1 protein-coding gene is annotated in these 388 nt (G+C 27.1%); it reads right to left on the bottom strand.

The features are described from left to right. Positions 1–113 precede the first annotated feature (113 nt). Positions 114–388, bottom strand: a 275-nt coding sequence (locus HMPREF0077_RS10185; protein ID WP_004837945.1) for a CD1845 family protein, incomplete at its 5' end; no start/stop codon positions are given.

Here is a 388-nt window from a genome sequence, read left to right as displayed (position 1 = left end):
GTATTCAAATTTAACTATTTCTTTCATCATAACCCCCTTTCTTTTCATATAAAAAGAGACAGCTTTGATTTCGCTATCTCTTTTTCATCGTTTTAATCTATTTATTTTTATATTTAAATTGCTTTTATTCTTTCATTCACTCCTTCTACCACTTCTATAATAAAATATCCTAGCACTGGTAAACCATAAGGACTAAAAAGATATGCTAGTATAATTGCCTCTATAGCGATTGCTTTTTCTCCATTATAAACAGATCCTAAAAATCCCATAATAGCGATAAATGAAATCAGTTTAAAAAATATTGTACTGAGTCCTAATACAAACGTTAAAAATAGAGTGATGATACTTAACGCTATACTAATAGGAAACAATATGATTTTGAAAAAAA

It is taken from the genome of Anaerococcus tetradius ATCC 35098, assembly GCF_000159095.1.
GTDB classification, from domain to species: domain Bacteria; phylum Bacillota; class Clostridia; order Tissierellales; family Peptoniphilaceae; genus Anaerococcus; species Anaerococcus tetradius.
This window is presented reverse-complemented; position numbering and strand designations above follow the sequence as displayed.